The sequence below is a fragment of the Shewanella sp. AS16 genome, assembly GCF_021412365.1.
Classification (GTDB): domain Bacteria; phylum Pseudomonadota; class Gammaproteobacteria; order Enterobacterales; family Shewanellaceae; genus Shewanella; species Shewanella salipaludis.
In genome coordinates this window covers 1-283 of the sequence record NZ_JAKCLK010000401.1, presented here as the reverse complement: position 1 = coordinate 283, position 283 = coordinate 1, and the positions used below count along the sequence as shown (strand labels likewise).

1 pseudogene is annotated in these 283 nt (G+C 40.6%); it reads left to right on the top strand.

Features of this window, described 5'->3' with window-relative positions:
* Positions 1 to 121: 121 nt before the first annotated feature.
* Positions 122 to 283, top strand: a pseudogene (hdeA, locus tag LZP73_RS20835) (acid-activated periplasmic chaperone HdeA); the annotation flags it as partial.

The following is a 283-nucleotide window of genomic DNA, read 5'->3' as shown; positions in this document are numbered from 1 at the left end:
AATAAAAATATCTGATTTTGATATTTTCCATCAACATGACATATACAGAAAACCAGGTTATAACCTCAGTGTCGAAATTGATTCGTGACGGCTCTTTCACTTTATAGTTGAGGATATTACGATGAAAAAAGTATTAGGCGTTATTCTTGGTGGTCTGCTTCTTCTGCCAGTAGTGAGCAATGCAGCGGATGCACAAAAAGCAGCTGATAACAAAAAACCGGTCAACTCCTGGACCTGTGAAGATTTCCTGGCTGTGGACGAATCCTTCCAGCCAACTGCAGTC